Annotated in this window: 12 protein-coding genes; 11 read left to right on the plus strand and 1 reads right to left on the minus strand. The window is 46.8% G+C overall.

Translation table 11 applies throughout. The features are described 5' to 3' along the window. Positions 1 to 26 precede the first annotated feature (26 nt). From tsaD to LX24_RS09700, 8 genes are all read left to right on the plus strand, one after another. Positions 27 to 1,049 carry a tRNA (adenosine(37)-N6)-threonylcarbamoyltransferase complex transferase subunit TsaD gene (gene tsaD / locus LX24_RS09665; RefSeq protein ID WP_166511956.1) on the plus strand — a complete coding sequence of 341 codons (1,023 nt, stop codon included), beginning with the start codon at positions 27 to 29 and terminating at the stop codon, positions 1,047 to 1,049. A gap of 489 nt (positions 1,050 to 1,538) precedes the next feature. Next, positions 1,539 to 1,970 carry an ACT domain-containing protein gene (locus LX24_RS09670; RefSeq protein WP_166511957.1) on the plus strand — a complete coding sequence of 144 codons (432 nt, stop codon included), beginning with the start codon at positions 1,539 to 1,541 and terminating at the stop codon, positions 1,968 to 1,970. 225 nt (positions 1,971 to 2,195) lie between these two features. Then, positions 2,196 to 2,777, plus strand: a complete 582-nt coding sequence (locus LX24_RS09675; protein ID WP_166511958.1) for a 5-formyltetrahydrofolate cyclo-ligase — start codon at positions 2,196 to 2,198, stop codon at positions 2,775 to 2,777. 133 nt (positions 2,778 to 2,910) lie between these two features. Then, a complete protein-coding gene (nuoE, locus tag LX24_RS09680; protein ID WP_166511959.1) occupies positions 2,911 to 3,396 on the plus strand; it encodes an NADH-quinone oxidoreductase subunit NuoE in 486 nt (161 codons plus the stop codon). A gap of 16 nt (positions 3,397 to 3,412) precedes the next feature. Then, positions 3,413 to 5,365: an NADH-quinone oxidoreductase subunit NuoF gene (gene nuoF, locus LX24_RS09685; RefSeq protein ID WP_166511960.1), complete on the plus strand. Its 1,953-nt coding sequence runs from the start codon at positions 3,413 to 3,415 to the stop codon at positions 5,363 to 5,365. 51 nt (positions 5,366 to 5,416) lie between these two features. Continuing rightward, entirely contained in the window at positions 5,417 to 6,337 is a 921-nt protein-coding gene (locus LX24_RS09690; RefSeq protein WP_166511961.1) for an NADH-quinone oxidoreductase subunit G, read from the plus strand. 31 nt (positions 6,338 to 6,368) lie between these two features. Continuing rightward, positions 6,369 to 9,056, plus strand: coding sequence for a formate dehydrogenase subunit alpha (gene fdhF / locus LX24_RS09695; protein ID WP_166512029.1), 2,688 nt, complete (start codon positions 6,369 to 6,371; stop codon positions 9,054 to 9,056). Between the two features lie 281 nt (positions 9,057 to 9,337). After that, a complete protein-coding gene (locus tag LX24_RS09700; protein WP_166511962.1) occupies positions 9,338 to 10,966 on the plus strand; it encodes a long-chain-fatty-acid--CoA ligase in 1,629 nt (542 codons plus the stop codon). A 70-nt stretch (positions 10,967 to 11,036) separates the two neighbouring features. Here the strand turns inward: LX24_RS09700 and LX24_RS09705 are convergent, their stop codons facing one another. Further along, positions 11,037 to 12,155: an HD-GYP domain-containing protein gene (locus tag LX24_RS09705; RefSeq protein WP_166511963.1), complete on the minus strand. Its 1,119-nt coding sequence runs from the start codon at positions 12,153 to 12,155 to the stop codon at positions 11,037 to 11,039. 216 nt (positions 12,156 to 12,371) lie between these two features. Here LX24_RS09705 and LX24_RS09710 point away from each other — a divergent pair, with 216 nt between their 5' ends. The 3 genes from LX24_RS09710 to acs all read left to right on the plus strand — a co-directional run bounded on the left by LX24_RS09710 (position 12,372) and on the right by acs (position 17,237). After that, the gene (locus tag LX24_RS09710) at positions 12,372 to 12,833 is read left to right on the plus strand and encodes a DVU0298 family protein (protein WP_166511964.1); all 462 of its coding nucleotides are present in this window, start codon (positions 12,372 to 12,374) and stop codon (positions 12,831 to 12,833) included. A gap of 213 nt (positions 12,834 to 13,046) precedes the next feature. Next, complete coding sequence (locus tag LX24_RS09715; protein WP_166511965.1) at positions 13,047 to 14,750, plus strand: Na/Pi cotransporter family protein; 1,704 nt, start codon at positions 13,047 to 13,049, stop codon at positions 14,748 to 14,750. Between the two features lie 459 nt (positions 14,751 to 15,209). Further along, positions 15,210 to 17,237: an acetate--CoA ligase gene (gene acs, locus LX24_RS09720; RefSeq protein WP_166511966.1), complete on the plus strand. Its 2,028-nt coding sequence runs from the start codon at positions 15,210 to 15,212 to the stop codon at positions 17,235 to 17,237. Positions 17,238 to 17,407 lie beyond the last annotated feature (170 nt).

Raw genomic sequence — 17,407 nt, forward strand, 5'->3', positions numbered from 1 at the left:
GAAACCCTAAAGGAGAAATATTAAAAGTGAGTGTAACCATATTAAGTGTGGAAACATCATGTGATGAAACTTCTTCGGCAGTGTTAGTGGATGGTATTAATATAAAATCCAATATCATATCCTCCCAGGTAGACGTACACCGCAAATTTGGCGGCGTGGTACCCGAGGTGGCCTCCCGTAAGCATCTGGAGCTTATTAACCACGTTATTCAAGAAGCTCTGGATGAAGCCGGTATAGGATTTAACAATCTGGATGCCGTGGCCGTCACCTACGGGCCCGGATTGGTTGGCGCATTGCTGGTGGGCGTTGCCGCCGCCAAAGCCATTGCCTTTGGATTAGACATACCCCTTATCGGCGTTAACCACCTGGAGGGCCACGTAAGCGCCAATTTTTTAGTAGAACCTCAACCGGAGTTTCCTGTAATCTGCCTGGTGGTGTCCGGTGGGCACACGGATTTGGTGCTAATTTCCGGCTATGGTCGTTACGAACTTTTAGGCGCCACCCGGGATGACGCAGCAGGTGAGGCATTTGACAAAGTAGCCCGTGTATTGGGCCTGGGTTATCCGGGTGGACCGCTAATTGACAATATGGCATTATCCGGCAATGATATGGCCATAGATCTGCCCCGTGCTTACCTGGCAGCAGATAGCCTTGATTTCAGCTTTAGCGGGCTTAAAACAGCAGTTATCAACTACCTGCACAGAGCTAATCAGAAAGGAGTGCCGGTAAATAAAGCGGATGTGGCGGCAAGTTTTCAACGGGCAGCGGTTGATGTATTGGTTGACAAAACACTACTGGCAGCCCAAAAGTGCCGTACAAAAACAATAATGCTGGCGGGTGGGGTGGCAGCCAACCGGTTGTTGAGACAAGAAATTACCTACCGGGCTTCCCGGGAAGGCAGGCGAGTGATTTATCCACCTCCTGTTCTATGTACTGACAACGCCGCCATGATTGGCTGTGCAGCCTACTACAAATATTTGCAAAACGATTTCGCTCCCCTGACATTAAACGCAATGCCAAATTTATCTCTGGGTGAAGATCGCTACTAAACCAGGCCGCTCACAGCAATCTATCCACATAATAATCCACAGGATGGCAAACGGTGCTGTGGGTAAAAACTTTAACAACCTTTATTGTTAAACCACCAACCCTTGTGGTCCAAGTTTATTTGTATATCCGGATTTACTTATTTTGCTGATTAATAGCATTTGTTTAAACAGCAACTTGTACTTATCCCTGTGGATAATGTGGATAAGTCTGTTAATAACTTGTTAGCAAGGAGTTTAGCCTGTGGGTTAAAATCCACAAATGCCATTAGAGGATAATAGCTATATACATTGCATATCTTTCCCAAAGCTTAGGGTATAGGTAGATATTTGCGGGTTAGACTTTTATTGAACAATAAGTTGTGCTATTCTTTTTATAATCACATGGCGAAAGTAACAAAAGAGTTGTACTGGTAAAAAGAGTATGAGAACATGCCACGGGAGAAATTTGTGGCCTCGCATTGAAATAAGTTATAAGAGGGGGCAAGTTAAATGAAGGTAAAACAAATATCCGTCTTTTTAGAGAACAAGCACGGGCGCCTGGCCGAGGTAACCCGGATATTGGGAACTAACAACATTAACATCAGGGCACTATCAATCGCCGACACCACTGATTTCGGCATACTGCGATTAATTGTCAGCTATCCAGATCAGGCATACCGGGTACTGAAGGAGTCCGGCTTCACCGTCAGCACCACTGATGTCATTGCAGTGGAAGTGAAGGATGAACCCGGCGGCCTGGCAGGAGTACTGGAAATACTACAGCAGGTAAATATCAATATCGAATACCTGTATGCATTTATACAGAAAGCCACCAACGCCGCCCTGGTGGTATTTCGTGTGGAGCAACTGGACGAGGCCATCACAGTACTGCAAAAAAACAACATCAGCATACTATCCGGTAATCAGGTGTATAAGTTATAATAATAATTAATTTTGAAACCTTATTCAAATCCTCCCGGTAGGGAAGGATTTATTTTTTGTTCGGCGAAATAATGTATACAAACAAAAACGGATATTAATTCGCGTCATTTTCCATGAATTTACAGAATATTGTTTCATAATACGAGTCCGTTTTTTAAGGCTGGACTTCCGGTAATATTGTGAAAACGAAAAGTTAAATACACAATGTTTTTTGGAGGAATTAACGTGTCCAAACTCGAATTAAGAAAAAATGTGATTGCCGGGCGCAATGCTATGGCACCACGTCAGTTGGCGGAAAAAAGCGCCGTTATTGCCACCAAATTTCTAGCCCTGCCCGAATATCAACGCGCAGCCACGGTAATGGCTTACGTCGACTTTCGCAATGAAGTGCAGACTGCTTCCATCATTGAAAATGCATTACACCTGGGCAAAAGACTGGTGGTACCCATCACCGATGTGGCCAATAAAAGGTTGATACCGTCTCAGATAGTTAATTTCCCGGACGACCTCACACCGGGCACCTGGGGTATTTTAGAACCAAAGCCCCAGTGTGTGAGGCCTGTGGAACCCGGGGAGATAGACCTGGTTATTGTACCGGGAGTGGCATTCGACACTTCGGGTAACCGGTTAGGTTATGGGGGCGGTTTTTATGACCGTTTCCTGCCCCGGACCAAAGATGGTACAACACTGGTGTCTCTGGCCTTTGAGATGCAAGTCAGACCTAACGTTTACCCGGGCGAGCACGACGTACCAGTGCACATACTGATCACTGAGAGCAGAGTGCTGGATTTTCGTCCAAAAAGCTGAAAAATTCTTGCATTAATGTTATCAACACAATGCTCGTGTCCCAACGGTGCATATAACAACCAACCAATACCCGGCCGGAATTACCCGTCCGGGATAATGTAGTGTTTTTAATTAATGAGAGGAGGGAAATAATTTGGCAGGTTGTAAATGCGAACAAACCCAAGAGTCCCAATATCAACGGTTGCAGGAGGTTTTCGAAAAGTACCGTAACTTAAAGGGAGCTTTGATCCCTCTACTGCAGGAAGCCCAAGAAATCTTCGGTTACCTGCCCGGGGATGTAATGAAAAAAATCTCCCAGGAAGTTGGCGTCCCCTTCAGCAAAACATTCGGGGTGGCCACCTTTTATTCCCAATTTCATCTAAAACCCCGAGGACGCAATATAATCCGCATGTGCCAGGGAACCGCTTGTCACGTACGGGGTGCCGGCAAAGTATTTGACGCCGTATCCACAGATTTGGGCGTGGGCCGTAACGAAAGCACCGAGGATCTGCGTTATACATTGGAAACCGTGGCCTGCCTGGGCGCCTGCGGGCTTGCCCCCGTTATGATGGTTAATGACGATACCCACGGTCGCTTAACACCTGATAAAGCTGTAGCTATTGTTAAAAAATACGAGTAGGAAGGAGGCCTAGCAATTGAACAATCTACTGGATAAATGCTGTGATAAATGCACCCACGAGCCACAAAATCCCTGCCGGGACTTTATCAAATGTATCAAAGAAGGCCCCATCTGCCATGATGACGCTGCCTGCCGGCAAAAGCGTCAAGATTTGCTGGCCGACATACACCTACCGGCAAACTCAGATAAGAAAAATATACTTATTTGCGCCGGTACAGGCTGCACTTCTTCCGGTTCCAGAAAATTGGTGGATGTATTAAGGGAAGAACTACAGAAGCATAATCTTACCGATAAAGTAAAAATCACCATCACAGGCTGTCATGGTTTTTGCGAACAAGGCCCTTTGATGATTGTAGAGCCTGATAAAACCTTCTACGTACGGGTACAAAATACTGATGTGCCTGAAATAGTGGAGCAAAACCTGATAGGCGGTCAAGTGGTTGAAAGACTGCTCTACAAAGATCCCACCACCGGCGAATTGGCCAAAACCTATAATGACGTGCCCTTTTACGCCAAACAGCAACGCCTCGTTCTGCACAACTGCGGCCATATCAACCCCGAGGATATAGCCGAATACATTGCCAACGACGGATACGCCGGGTTTACAAAAGCTTTATTTGAAATGACACCCGAAGAAGTCATCGAAGATGTAAAAAAATCAGGTCTACGCGGCCGTGGCGGTGCCGGTTTCCCCACCGGTATGAAATGGGGCTTTGTACGCCAGGCACAGGGCGATAAAAAATACGTGGTTTGCAACGCCGACGAAGGTGACCCGGGTGCCTTTATGGACCGCAGCGTGCTGGAAGGCGACCCCCACGCTGTACTGGAAGGTATGATGATATGCGGCTATGCCGTAGGTGCTGACGAGGGCTACATTTACGTGCGCGCCGAGTATCCACTGGCCATTGAACGGTTAAAAATTGCCATCGCCCAAGCCGAGCAATACGGTATACTGGGTGATAACATTTTTAATTCCGGATTCAACTTCCATATTAAAATTAAAGCAGGCGCCGGTGCCTTTGTATGCGGTGAGGAAACCGCGCTGCTCACCTCCATTGAGGGTAACCGCGGTATGCCCAGGGTAAGACCGCCCTTCCCGGCCCAAAGCGGTCTATGGGGTAAACCCACCAACCTAAACAACGTGGAAACTTATGCCAACGTGCCCTATATACTGCGTAACGGTGGAGAAAACTATGCCAAGCTGGGCACTGAAAAGAGCCATGGTACCAAGATTTTTGCTCTGACCGGTAAAGTTAACAACACCGGTCTGGTGGAAGTACCCATGGGTATAACCATGAGGGATATTATTTTCACCATTGGAGGCGGCATTCAAAACGGCAAAAAATTTAAAGCCGTTCAGATTGGCGGACCTTCGGGCGGCTGTATCCCGGAAGAAAACCTGGACCTGCCGGTGGATTATGATTCACTCACCGCAGCCGGAGCTATGATGGGCTCCGGAGGTCTGGTGGTTATGGACGAAACCACCTGCATGGTGGATGTAGCCAGGTTTTTCCTCACCTTCACCCAATCCGAGTCCTGCGGCAAGTGCACACCCTGCCGGGAAGGCACCAAGCGTATGCTCGAGATTTTAACCCGTATCTGTGATGGTGAAGGTAAAATGGAAGATTTGGACACCCTGGAACGCCTGGGCCGGGTGGTTAAAAACACTGCCCTTTGCGGGCTGGGCCAGACCTGCCCCAATCCCATTTTATCCACCTTGCGCTACTTTAAAGATGAATATATTGCCCATATCCAGGACAAGCGCTGTCCCGCCGGGGCTTGCAGTGCCCTTTTGGTATTCAAAATCGACCCTGAAAAATGCAAAGGCTGCGGCAAGTGCGCCAAGAACTGCCCCGCTGGAGCCATTACAGGTGAAAAGAAAGAGCCCCATGTTATCGATGTGTCCAAGTGTATCAAATGCGGTTCTTGCCTGCTGGGCTGCAAATTCGATGCAATATACAAAGCTTAATTATTTAATTGGCTAATGGCCCACTTTTTCAAGAAAAGGAGGGAAAAGAGAATGTCCTATGTATCCCTGACCATAGATGGTATTAATATAAAAGTACCTAAAGGAACCACTGTTTTGGACGCAGCCCGGCAAGCAGGTATATTTATACCCACGCTGTGCCATGACCCTGCCATACCACGCTTCGGTGCTTGCCGCATCTGTGTGGTGGAGATTCCCGGTATGCGCAACCTGCCCGCCTCCTGCGTCACTGAATGCACCGAGGGCATGCAGGTGTTTACCGAGTCGCCGGCAGTAATAGAAGCCCGTCAAACCATATTGGAACTGCTGCTGGCCAACCACCCCCAGGACTGTCTGACCTGCGAACGCAACGGCGACTGCCGGCTGCAGGATTATGCATTTCGCTACGGTGTTAAGGAATCCGGCTTTACAGGTGAGCGTAAAAACTACCCGCTGGATGACTCTAACCCGTATATCATCAGGGATGCCAATAAATGCATATTGTGCGGGCGGTGCGTGCGCACCTGCAACGCCATCCCCGAGCGTAGCGTTATTGATTTCGGATACCGGGGTTTTGGTACCAAAATTGTTACCGCCATGGACACCCCGTTGGGCGAATCCGACTGTGTGTACTGCGGCCGTTGCGTAACAGTATGCCCGGTGGGCGCCCTTACCTGGAAACCCATGGCCGGCAAAGGCCGTACCTGGGAAATGGCCCGGCAACAGGTTACCTGCACCTTTTGCGACAGCGGCTGCACCTTCGAAGTACTCAGCAAAAACGGTCAAAACATCGGTGTAGTACCCAAGGAACCAGGCAGCGGACGCCCATTGTGTTTAAAAGGACGGCTGGGCCTTGAACTGAAATACCTGGACAATCCACCCGCGCCGCAGCTTAAAAAAGGCGACGAGTTCGTGGAAGTATCCTGGGCCGAGGCTCTGGGACTGGAAGATATATTAAACAAACTGTCTAAATGATATCAAACAGAGGAAGGAGGGATACTTGGCAGTGGAACAAGTTTCATTAACCATTAACGGTATATCCGTAACCGTCCCCAAAGGGACTACCGTGCTTGAGGCCGCCCAAAAGGCCGGGGTGTTTATCCCTACCTTTTGCCACGACCCGGAGCTAACCAAATTCGGAGCCTGCCGCATGTGCGTGGTTGAAATACCGGGTATGCGCAACCTGCCCGCTTCATGCGTCACTGAAGCCACCGATGGCATGATGGTGCACACCGATTCACCGGCGGTGCAGGAAGCAAGGAAAACCATACTGGAATTAATGCTGGCCAATCACCCCATGGACTGTCTCACCTGCGGCAAAAACGGGGATTGCCGTCTCCAAGATTATGCTTATATGTACGGAGTGAAAACAGAGCCATTCCAAGGTGAAAAGCATGGCTATACACTGGAAAACGATAATCCTTTCATTATAAGGGATATGAATAAGTGTATACTGTGCGGCAAATGCGTACGCGCCTGTGCCGAAATTCAGGGTAAGAGCATCGTGGACTTTGCTTACCGAGGCTTTGATGCTAAAATAACCCCGGCCATGGACGTACCCCTATCAGCATCCGAATGCGTATTCTGCGGCAACTGCGTGGCAGTATGTCCGGTAGGCGCACTTCAGGAGAAAGGACTACGGTCTGTAGCCCGCACCTGGGAAGTACAGAAAGTCAAAACCACCTGCCCCTATTGTGGAACAGGATGCAGCTTCGAGTTGAACGTTAAGGATAACAAGGTGGTGGGAGTTACCTCCTGCGACGGCGATGTCAACGGCCGGGCGTTGTGTGTAAAAGGTCGTTTCGGTTATGGTTTTATTCATCACCCTGATCGCCTGACCACGCCGCTCATTAAAAAGGACGGCGTATTCGTGGAAGCTTCCTGGGATGAAGCCATTGGCCTGGTGGCCGAAAAACTGGGACAAATCAAAGAACAGCACGGTGGTGATGCACTGGCAGTGCTCAGTTCCGCCCGGTGCACCAATGAGGAAAACTACCTGCTTCAGAAATTCACCCGCGCGGTGCTCGGTACTAACAATATTGACCACTGCGCCCGCCTCTGACACGCACCCACCGTCGCCGGTCTGGCGGCAGCATTTGGAAGCGGGGCGATGACCAACAGTATTGATGAAATAGCCGGAGCTGATTTTATTTTGGCCATCGGTACCAACACCACGGAATCACACCCCATCATCAGTCTTAAGGCTAAAAAGGCCAGGCGCAGCGGTGCCACCCTGGTGGTGGTGGACCCGCGCCGCACCGAGATGGCGGAATTGGCCAACGTGCACATGCAGCTCAAGTCCGGTTCCGACATAGCACTGCTCAATGCCATGGCCAATGTCATCATTGAAGAGGAAATTTGGAATAAGGATTTCGTGGCTAATCGCACCGAAGATTTCGAAGCCCTTAAAGCAACTGTGGCAAAGTATACACCGGAATATGCCGAAAAAATCACAGGTATTAACGCCAAAACCATAAGGGAAGTAGCCCGGGGCTATGCCCAAGCGAAAAATGCCACCATACTTTACACTATGGGTATCACCCAGCACATTTGCGGCACCCACAACGTATTTGCCGTGGCCAACCTGGCCATGTTGTGCGGGCATATTGGTAAAGAAAGCAGCGGTGTTAACCCGCTCAGGGGCCAAAACAACGTGCAGGGAGCATGTGACATGGGCGCGCTGCCCAACGTATATACGGGCTACCAGGCGGTGACCGTGGACGACAACCGGGCAAAATTCGCTAAAGCTTGGAACGTAGCGGAATTGCCCGCCCAGCCGGGCTTGACCGTGGGGGATATGCTGGATAAAGCCGGAACAGGTGAAGTAAAGGGTATGTATATCATGGGCGAAAATCCCGTACTTTCCGATCCCGACAGTAACCACGTAGTTCATGCCCTCAAAAAACTGGACTTTTTGGTGGTGCAGGACATCTTCCTCACCGAAACGGCTGCTCTGGCCGATGTGGTACTGCCCGCAGCCAGCTTTGCAGAAAAGGATGGCACCTTCAGCAACACTGAACGCCGGGTACAGCGGGTACGAAAGGCCATTGACCCGGTGGGCAACGCCCGGGCGGACTGGCAGATTATCTGTGCGGTATCCACAGCCATGGGCTATCCCATGCATTACGCCAGTACTGCGGATATATTTGATGAAATAGCTTCCCTGACCCCGTCCTATGCGGGTATATCTTACAGCCGGTTGGAGCAGGGCGGCATTCAGTGGCCTTGTCCCAACGCAGATCACCCAGGTACAACCTACCTGCACAAGGATACGTTTTCCCGCGGTTTAGGCAAATTCAACCCGGTGGAATATATCCCTCCGGCGGAAATTCCCGATACTGAATATCCGTTGGTGCTGAGCACCGGGCGGCGGCATTTCCACTATCACACCGGCACCATGACTCAACGCACCGGTGCACTGGAATTACACTATGGCACCGAATACTTGGAGATTAGCCAAGCGGATGCTGCTACGTTGGGTGTAGCCGATGGAGACAATGTGCGGGTATTATCCCGCCGCGGCCAGGTGGAAGTAATGGCCCGAGTTACCGATGTGGTACCCAAAGGACTGGTATTTACTTCGTTCCATTTCCCGGCAGTGGCCATTAACAAACTGACCAACCCGGCCAAGGATCCGGTGGCTAAAATACCGGAACTGAAGGTATGCGCAGTAAAGGTGGAAAAAGCCTGCTGATTCCGATATAAAACCGGGCTTAAACTACCCCCGAAAAAATATAATATATTTACAACGTTATAAAAAGCAGGCAATGTCTACCGGACAAGGCCTGCTTTTTGCTAAGCTATCTACAAGAATTATAAACCTGTTCATTATTATAATATTTATAAAAGAAAATATAGGTTGACTTTTAAATATTTTTGAAAAATTTTAAAATCAAGAAGGATTGGCAAAACTTTTATAGAATTCTGTCATTAAATGAATGACTAGTCACTCAAAAAAATCCGGAGGTGCTGTTAATGAATTCGGAAAAATTATGGTACAAAAGCTACTCCCCCAATGTACGCCCGCATCTTGAGTACCCTGATTTAACAATGCCACAGTACTTGGAAAGGGCGGCAAAGGATTTCCCGGAACGGGATGCCGTTGTATTTGCCGGTGTCAGATTGCCTTATAAAATCCTGGCTGCCATGGTTAATCAATGTGCGGGGGCTCTGACAGATTTGGGTGTTAAAAAGGGTGATCGGGTGGCACTGATGGCCCCCAACTGCCCCCAGTACATACTGGGTTTTTTGGCGACCCTGAAAATCGGTGCCATTGTAGTCCAAGTCAACCCCATGTATGTAGAAAGGGAACTAGAGCACATTTTAAACGACTCGGGAGCGGAAACGATTATTGCCTATGACGCCTTTTACCCGCGTATAAAAAATGTGCGCAGCATCACACCTTTGAAAAATGTAATACTTTTTGCACTGGGCAGCCCCGCCGGCACCGCCGATGATAACGCTCTAAAAGCCGAAGAATTACTAACCAAATACCCGCCCCAATTTGAGCAAGCGCCTGTGGATATGGACAATGATGTGGCCGTATTCCAGTATACCGGGGGTACCACCGGTGTGTCCAAGGGTGCCATGCTGACCAATCGCAATATAACCGCCAACGCTATTCAGGTGGCCGAATGGTTTGAAACCTTGGAATACGGTAACGAAAAGGTACTCAGTGCATTGCCATTTTTCCATTCCTACGGCATGACCACATGCCTTAATTTAAGCATTATCAACGCAGCCACAATGGTCATTATGGCAAGATTCGACATCAAAGAATGCCTGGAATTGATCAAGCAAGAAAAACCAACCCTTTTCCCGGGTGTTCCCACCATGTATATTGCTGTAAACAATTATCCCAATGTTCAGGAATACGGCATTGACAGTATTAAGGGCTGCATAAGCGGCTCGGCCCCTCTGCCCGTTGAAGTTGCCGAACAATTTGAAAAACTGACCGGAGGTTTATTGGTGGAAGGCTATGGCTTGTCTGAAACTTCCCCGGTAACCCATTGCAATCCCATGTTTGGCCGGCGCAAGACCGGCTCAATAGGTATTCCATTACCAGACACAGACTGCAAAATCATGGACCTGGAAACAGGGGAGCGAGAATTACCCCCGGGGGAATTAGGGGAACTATGCATTAGTGGACCACAGGTAATGAAGGGATACTGGAATATGCCGGAGGAAACCAACAAAACCCTGAGAAATGGCTGGGTATATACCGGAGATATTGCCAAGATGGATGAGGATGGATACTTCTATATTGTAGACCGTAAAAAAGATATGATTATTGCAGGCGGGTATAACATCTATCCCAGGGACATTGAAGAAGTATTATTCGAACACCCCAAGGTGTTGGAAGCGGTGGTTGCCGGCGTGCCGGATCCATACCGCGGTGAAACGGTTAAGGCTTTCGTAGTACTAAAAGAGGGCCAACAGGCCACCGAAGAGGAAATAATTGAGTATTGCAAAGCAAACCTGGCCAGATACAAAGTGCCCAAACTGGTTGAATTCCGCCACGAACTTCCCAAGACCATCGTTGGTAAAGTACTCCGGCGCACACTCAGGGAAGAAGAAATACAAAAACAAAAACAGCAGCAATAAATGGCGTCATCCAAATAAAACCGGCGGGTCCGGTAGATTATGTCCCGCCGGTTTTTATGATGTCCAGCGATTAATAAAATAACTGTCGTCCTGTTTTGTTATCCATCAATTTGTTGAATTCATCATCATCGATGACGCTAACGATGGTCACGTTGGGGGTGGTAGATAAATCTAATTTCACCGGGTACTTCAATTTTTCATTTTCAGCTGTAAACATGATATTGACTACGGGGCACAGCGAAAAGCCTGGCCGGTTTTCCATAACTACACCAATTTCACCGGTACTTAGTTTTACCACACTACTTATGGGATAGGCCGCAACGTGATGTAAAAATGACTTTACTATATTGTAATCAAACATATAATCCCCAAAAGCAGATAACATTTCAAAGGCCTCATGGCATGGATAAGCTCTGCGGTATACCCTGTCTGCGGTTAAAGCATCGTACATATCCACCAACCCTACGATGGCGGCAAAATCATGAATCTGGCGTCCCGACAACCCATGGGGATAACCGGATCCGTTATACCGCTCATGGTGCTGGAGCGCCACCAGCGCAGATATAGCATTAAAATGTCTGGCTTTTTTTAAAACTGAATAACCATATTCGGAGTGCTTTTTAATTATATCAAATTCTTCCGCCGTAAGCTTGCCGGGTTTATTAAGTATTTTTACGGGCACCAGGGTTTTACCCAAATCATGCATAATGGCACCCATGGCCAATTGTTTTAACGCGCTTTCATTATAACCCATCTTCAAACCGGTTATCAGGGCAAGGATACAAGTATTCACTGAATGACCAAAGGTATATTCATCGGTACTGCGAATGTCCACCAAATTTACCATGATAGTGGGATTATCCAATAAATCATCCAATATATTATTTACTACCCGCTCCATTCCATCCAGGCCGCTGAGACTTCTGGTGTAATGAAAGTCATGAAATATTTTTTTAGTGTAATTAATAGCCCGATACCTGGTGTTATCCGAAACAACATCGTTGATTTCGACACCGGGTAATAAATCGTCATCAATATATACGGCCGGTATGTTTAATTTTTCAAGCTTTTTAATAAAGGTCGCCGTTAAAACAGTACCTGAAGCCAACAACATTTGCTGATTTGCGTTATATATCGGCCTGGCTATTTTCATGCCCGGTTTCAACCTGTATACGGCCAATTTTCGCATGGAAAACCATCCTCACCACCGCAAATGATATAACATAAGCTATTTTTATACATTTCTAATTAACCCAAAAACTTTTCTATGTTAATTTCCAAAATTCCTCCCAATTTTAGCATGATAAAAATAATATACAGCACTATAATTGTAATTACCTCAAAATGTTATATAGTTATTTAAAGAACTACTGGCATTTAAAAGGAAGGGAAGAAAGAAGTAAATATGAGCTTTTCAACTGTTAAAAACCAGGTAAAAAAAGCATTACAAAGTGAAGATTTCAAATTATTGCTTAAACTGGGCGAACAACAAACCGGACGGGTGACCGGCGCTCTTTTTTCATTCCTATACAGTCTTGATGAAAAGCTTCGCCTGGGGGCTGTGCATGGGTTGGGCTTATTGACAGATAATATTGCACGCAAAGACCCGGAACGGGCCAGGATTATCATGCGCCGAATTTTTTGGGAGCTTAATGATGAATCAGGCGGTTCACTTTGGATTGCTCCTGAGGCCGCGGGCGAAATTATTTATTATCAACCGGAGCTTTTTCAGGACTATATATCTATACTTGCTACATTCCTGGACGACCCGGTACTTAAACCGGGGGTTATTAGAGCACTCAAACGCATTAAAGAGATACGTCCAGACCTTATAGAGACTGAAGTACCTGGCCTGAAACTGGATTAACAACGATAAAACGCCTATACCCCACTACATTTCTCAATTACTGAATCTTTTGTCATTATAAGATGTTAAAACCACCACATAATTTAATCAGAATACTATTGCGCAAATAATGTGAAACATGGTACAATCTTCTTAATAAAAAATTAATATAGCATTAACAATTCCTTAACTTTATCATATTATCATTAATAATTCCCGGGGAGGTGTGGGAAAGTGGAATTATGGAAAACTGTGGTATTGGGATTACTGGGCGGCATGGGGTTGTTGCTTTATGGCATGTTTATCATGAGTGAGGGTCTTCAGAAAGTGGCCGGACACAGGCTCAGAAGTATCCTAAGCACACTTACCCATAATCGCTTTACAGCACTTATCGTGGGTGCGCTGGTAACAATGCTATTTCAAAGCAGCACCGCAACTACTGTAATTCTGGTGGGTCTGACCAGCGCATCAATTATGTCTTTAAAACAAACCCTGGGGGTCATTCTGGGTGCCGATATAGGCACCACCGTAACCGCTCAGTTAATAGCACTTAAAGTTACTGAAATATCATTACCCATTGTGGGTATCGGTGCCGCCATTATATTTTTCTCTAAACGGGATAAATACAAGCGGGTGGGACAGGTACTGTTGGGATTCGGTCTGTTATTTTTAGGGCTTAAAATGATTGCCGATACCATGCAGCCTTTAAAAGATGAACCCTTTTTTCGCCATATACTATTGAGCACCAGCGATTATCCGCTTTTAGCCGTTGCAGCCGCAGCTGTTTTCACCTTTTTAATACAAAGCAGTGCCGCGTCGGTGGGTATTATCATGGTTATGTCCATGCAGCATCTAGTATCGCTGCATTCCGCCATCTACCTTTTGTTAGGGGCAAATATCGGCACATCCTTTACTGCTCTTTTAACCAGTTTGGGCTCGTCCCGGGAGGCCCAGCGGGTGGCCACTGCACATCTGCTTTTTAAACTATCCGGCGTTTTATTGATGCTACCTTTTGTCAACCAATTTGCCATATTAATGGCAAAGTTAACGGCGTCACCGGGTTATCAGGTAGCTAACGCCCATACTTTATTTAACATCGGTATCGCAATGGTATTCCTACCCTTTATTAAATATTTCGCCAAGTTGCTTGAAATAATTATTCCGGAGCGCCAAATGCCTTTAGATGAGCAACTTAAACCCAAATATCTGGATGATAAATTAATCAGTACACCCTCTATTGCCCTGGGGCTGGCTTCCAAAGAAATAAACCACGCCGCCGACCAGGTATTTGATATGATCCAATCAATAATAAAAATTTTTGAAAAAAGCGATATAGAGCTTTTAGATAAAATTAATAAAAAAGAAGATTATCTGGATGTACTGTGCAAGTCGATAACCAATTATTTGACCAGCGTTATGCGACAACCGTTGTCAAGGAAGGAATTTTACCGAAGCATGAGCCATATGCATATAATTAACGATTTGGAGCACATAGGAGATATTATTGAAAAGGATATAACTTATATTGCCAGTTGCAAAATAACTCGACAATGTCAATTTTCCGATGCAGGCTGGGAAGAAATCAAGGAAATGCATCAGCGGTTGGGCGATTTAATGCGTATGGCCAACGTGGCCTTGGCATCCAACGACACTGAACTGGCCGGTGAAGCCCTTAAAAGATATCCCGAACTGGCCCGTATGGAAAGACGTTTGCGGGCACAGCACTTTAACCGGCTGAGGGATGGCACAACTCTATCTATTTCAACCAGCGCCCTACACCTGGATTTGATTAACTCCTTTTTACGTATCAGTGAACATATACGTAATATCTGCCACGAAATTATTCACCAGGGCAATGACGGCGATGTTACTGACCATATTAACAAGGTTAACAAAACCCTATCCTGTGACGACTATGTTATGGCGATTAACAATTAAAATAAGCCGGTTTCGGTTGTCGGGACCGGCTTATTTTAATGTGCTGCCGATTTACTTATTAAACCACTGTTCTTCATCCGCTCCCTGCCGGCGTATATATTCTTGAATCTAAACTAAACAGCCAAAATCATCGCAGAACCATTCAACAGTTAAATAAAACCGTTTGCCTGAATTTTCTTAATTTTTTCACAAATAAGCATTATTATATATTTAGCTAAGCAATAAGTTATTGTGACCCTTTACATAGGGGGTACACCTCTTTACTAATGATTGAAAAACCTGAAGGGGGTGTTAATTTAACTGTTTTCATATCAATCTTGTCCTGTTTAATTCTACCTAACGGTAAGAATTAACTCTATATTACTGTTTATAAAACGTTTAATTTACAGGGGAAATTAACTAAATAAAACCAATACTTGATTTTAATGCTTATTTAAATTACATTAGGAGGTCGATTGTGTGTCCGAAAAGGTAAATGGTGGCGGAGCTCACTACGCAGTACACTGGCAAGAGGAACAATATGTTCATCCACCGGCCAGTTTTATCGGTCAGGCCAATATGACTGATCCGGCAGTTTTTGAGCGGTTCAGTTTGGATAATTTCCCCGAATGCTTCAAAGAGTTTGCAGATTTGCTGGATTGGGACCAATACTGGCACACCACGCTGGACACCAGCGACGCCCCTTGCTGGAAATGGTTTGTGGGTGGTAAGCTAAACGCCAGTTATAATTGTGTGGATAGACATCTGGCCAAATATAAAAACAAAACGGCCATTCACTATGTGCCGGAACCCGAGGATGAACCCATTATCCACATGACCTACCAGGAACTCTATCGCAGAGTTAATGAAACTGCTGCTGTATTAAGGGACTTTTGTGGCCTGAAAGCGGGTGACCGTGTTACTCTACAACTGCCCATGACTCCGGAACTGCCCATTACCATGCTGGCCTGCGCCCGTTTGGGGGTCATTCATTCCCAGGTGTTTGCAGGTTTCAGCGGCCAGGCCTGCGGCGAAAGAATCTGGGATTCCGGAAGTAATATACTAATTACTATGGACGCCTATTATCGCAATGGTAAACTGCTTGATCACAAGGCTGTCGGTGACATAGCAGTTGAAGTGGCCAAAAAAGAAGGCCAACAAGTTGACAAAGTACTTATCTGGCAGCGTTACCCCGGCAAATATTCTTCCAATGCACCTCTGATTGAGGGCCGGGATTACTTTATGAACGACCTGCTGAAACAGTATGCCAGAACCATAGTGGAACCGGTTTCCATGCCGGCCGAAGGTATTCTATTTCTCATGTATACCAGTGGTTCAACAGGACGTCCCAAAGGAGTACAACACAGCATCGGCGGTTACCTGTCATATGTAGCCTGGATGTCCAAGGTTATCCAGGATATTCACCCTGAAGATGTATACTGGTGCATGGCGGACATCGGATGGATTACGGGGCACTCCTTTATAGTCTACGGGCCTCTTGCTATAGCTGCCAGTACCGTCATATATGAAGGGCTTCCCACATACCCGGATGCCGGAAGGGTATGGAGAATTGCCGAAGAACTTGGCGTCAATATATTCCATACATCACCTACGGCTATCCGCGGCTTCAGAAAATCCGGACCGGATGAGCCCGCCAAATACAATTATAATTTTAAACACATGACCACCGTGGGTGAGCCCATTGAACCTGAAGTTTGGAAATGGTACTACAATGTAGTGGGCAAAGGCAAAGCCGTCGTTGTCGACACGTGGTGGCAAACTGAAACCGGTGGCTTTTTGTGCAGCACGGTACCAGGCATTAGCCCCATGAAACCAGGTAGTGCCGGACCGGGGGTACCTGGTATTCACCCGGTAATCCTTGACAATGAAGGCAATGAAATTCCGGCCGGAGCAGGCAAAGCGGGTAACATCTGCATAAGAAACCCCTGGCCGGGGCTGATGCAGACTATCTGGAAAGACCGGGATCGCTATGTATCTACTTATTACGGGAAGTACTGTAAAGATCCGAACAGCAAAGACTGGCGGGATTGGCCGTATATGGCGGGGGACGCCGCCGTGGTATCCGCCGACGGTTATGTCCGTATACTGGGCCGTGTGGACGACGTTATTAACGTAGCGGGACACCGGTTGGGTACTAAAGAGATCGAGTCCGCCGCACTTACGATTGAGGAAGTAGCCGAAGCGGCTGTTATCGCAGCCAAGGATGAAATCAAAGGTACTGTGCCCGATTTGTATGTATCATTAAAACCCGGGTGCCAAGCCAGCGATGAACTGGCCGTCAAGATTTCCAACGCCGTATCTACAGTGGTGGGTAAGATTGCCCGTCCACGCAACGTGCATATTGTACCGGATATGCCTAAAACCCGCTCCGGTAAAATTATGCGCCGAGTCCTGGCATCTATATCCAACAGGGGAGATGTGGGCGACGTCACTTCCCTGGCCAACCCCGACGTAGTGGAGAAAATCCGTAAGCAGGTACAAGGCTGATATAGTTTATATTTGAACAAAACAAGGTTATACTATCGGATTAATTTTTGAACTATTCATTATTATCAGTTTATTCTGTCATTTAGGCGACATTGAGCAGACACCTAAAAGGGTGTCTGCTTTTTATTTGTACTGGATACATGGAAAAGGAGACATGAGTACGTTATCCC

Source organism: Desulfallas thermosapovorans DSM 6562, assembly GCF_008124625.1.
GTDB classification, from domain to species: domain Bacteria; phylum Bacillota; class Desulfotomaculia; order Desulfotomaculales; family Desulfallaceae; genus Sporotomaculum; species Sporotomaculum thermosapovorans.